This window comes from Tunicatimonas sp. (genome assembly GCF_049647865.1).
Classification (GTDB): Bacteria; Bacteroidota; Bacteroidia; order Cytophagales; family Cyclobacteriaceae; genus Tunicatimonas.
Window position 1 is genome coordinate 1 of record NZ_JBARYM010000850.1, and the last position, 2364, is coordinate 2364.

Here is a 2364-nt window from a genome sequence, read left to right on the forward strand (position 1 = left end):
GGATGATTGGTGAACTGAATTCCCAGTAGATCATACACTTCCCGCTCGTGCCAATCGGCTGATTTCCAAACGGATACTACGGATGGTACTTTCGGCATAGGTTCTCCAGTTTGGTTACGATCAACTACTATTTTTAGGGAAACTTGATGTTCGTAGGGAATAGAGTTGAGCGTATAAATCACTTCCATCGTTCCCGCATCGGGGCCATTGTCAATACCAGTTAGGCAAGACAGGTAATCAAAGTACAGCCCTTCGGTTTGATGAAGAAACTGACATGCTCCTAACAGCCTTTCTAGCTCAATTTGAATGATCGCGGGAGAGGCACTTTCTACTACTTCCACCACCGTGTCGGCACCAAACTCCTCTTCAATTCTCTGAGCTATTTCATGAACATTCATACTTCGGCTTTAGCGTTATTCTTATTAGCCATTAATTTCTCTAGCGCGGTAGGAGCCATCAATGACTCGTTGCGAATCTTTTCCTGAAGCTTGATGATTCCCCCAATTAATGCCTCGGGGCGAGGCGGACAACCCGGTACGTACACATCTACCGGAATAATTTTGTCAACACCTTTCACCACGTGGTAGCCGTGTTCCCAGTAGGGCCCACCGCAGTTAGAGCAGGAACCCATCGAGATTACGTAGCGGGGTTCCGCCATTTGTTCGTATAACCGCCGTACCCGGTCGCCCATCTTAAAAGTAACCGTTCCCGATACAATCAGCACATCCGACTGCCGGGGCGAGGGGCGAGGAAACACTCCAAAACGATCCAGATCAAAATTGGAAGCGTAGGTCGACATCATTTCAATGGCGCAGCAAGCTAACCCGAAGCCCATTGGCCACAGCGACGACAGCCGCGCCCAGTTGATTAAGTCATCTACTTTAGTAATGATAATGCCGCCCTGTCCAAACTGCTGGTCTAATAATCCTTTCATACGCTAGCTTTTGCCCTCAGAACTATATTTTTGGTTAATCTGCTCGTATAGTTTAACCGGAATTTTTGACTTGTAGTTGGATATTTCGGTTGTTGGTTTCACCCAATCCAGAAAACCCTTAGCCCAAACGTAAGCTAACCCCAAAGCTAATATCAATACGAAAATTACCATCTCTACTAAAGAGAACCAGCCCCAAGTACCGTCGGTTTGCTCAATCAGTTCCGGTTGCCCCATCACGGTGGCCCAGGGAAACAGAAAGACAATCTCCACGTCAAACAGAATAAAGACGAGCGCGACTACGTAGAAGCGCGGATTAAACTGGCCCCAGGCCGAACCCAGTGGATCTTCGCCTGATTCGTAGGTCGTTAATTTCTCCTTGTTGGGCCGACTAGGCCGAATAAGGCGAGCGACCACTAGTGTAATAAGCACGAAGGAAACGCCACCGATAATAAACAGTAGTATTACCCCAAATCCTGATAACTCCGTGTTTTGCATGCTCAATTTGAACTAAGTAATGGTAAAGATACAAATTCCGAATAGGGAAGCGAGTGCGTTGTTGGATTTATAGCTAACCAGATTACTTGATGCTTCTTCAATTTACTTTATCGCAATTTATGTTAGTTTATTTAGCCCGAAATTGATAATGCTTCACTTTTCATCCCCTATTTCTTTATCTTTGCTAACTATCATCCTACCCTATAGAATATGCATTCACCTATACGACTTCTTCTCTCATTACTAGGATTCTATTTATTACCGCTATTAGCGCTCGGTCAAGCTACTTACGAAACTGTGGGTATCATCGGAACTGCCACCACTAAAGGGTGGGACGAGTCTACTCCAATGGTACAGAACGAAGAAGATGAGCACCAGTGGGCACTGGAAGATTTTACCTTGAGCGCGGGCGAACTGAAGTTTCGGGCGAATGATAACTGGGATGTAAACTGGGGCGCGGAAGCATTTCCTAATGGAACCGGACGACAGGATGGCCCCAATATTCCTATTCCGGCGGGAGTGTACGACATATCGTTTAATGATACCAATGGCGAGTATCGCTTTGTATCCGCTTCCGACTCTACCGTAGCAATTGTAACTATATCTCCTGAATTGCCTACTGCTGATGAAGAAATTACAATTACCTATAATGCTGCTCAGGGGGTGTCGGGACTAGTAGATACTGAAAAAGTGTATATGCACTCGGGAGTAATCCTCTCCGGGGCTGATGGAATTAGCTGGGAGAATGTGGTAGGCAATTGGGGGCAGGACGATGGTGTTGGTCAGATGACCGCCGTAGCTGATGAGCCTAATCAGTGGCAAATAACGTTGCCAAATGTTCGCGCGTACTACGATTTGCCGGATGGAACGCCGGTGTTCCGGTTAGGCATCGTTTTCCGCAATGCCGACGGTACTCAAACCGGAAAATCGAGTGC

Annotated in this window: 3 protein-coding genes and 1 pseudogene; 1 reads left to right on the forward strand and 3 read right to left on the reverse strand. The window is 46.7% G+C overall.

Features of this window, described 5'->3' with window-relative positions; all coding sequences use genetic code 11:
- The 3 genes from WBA23_RS24475 to WBA23_RS24485 all read right to left on the reverse strand — a co-directional run.
- A partial coding sequence (locus WBA23_RS24475; protein WP_424584905.1) for an NADH-quinone oxidoreductase subunit C occupies nucleotides 1-398 on the reverse strand: 398 nt, incomplete at its 3' end.
- Nucleotides 395-934: an NADH-quinone oxidoreductase subunit NuoB gene (gene nuoB, locus WBA23_RS24480; RefSeq protein ID WP_424584906.1), complete on the reverse strand. Its 540-nt coding sequence runs from the start codon at nucleotides 932-934 to the stop codon at nucleotides 395-397. The genes nuoB and WBA23_RS24475, both read right to left, overlap by 4 nt.
- 3 nt (nucleotides 935-937) lie before the next feature.
- A complete protein-coding gene (locus tag WBA23_RS24485) occupies nucleotides 938-1429 on the reverse strand; it encodes an NADH-quinone oxidoreductase subunit A (protein ID WP_424584907.1) in 492 nt (163 codons plus the stop codon).
- 210 nt (nucleotides 1430-1639) lie between these two features.
- Between WBA23_RS24485 and WBA23_RS24490 the strand changes: the two are divergent.
- Nucleotides 1640-2364 (forward strand): annotated as a pseudogene (locus WBA23_RS24490) (hypothetical protein); the annotation flags it as partial.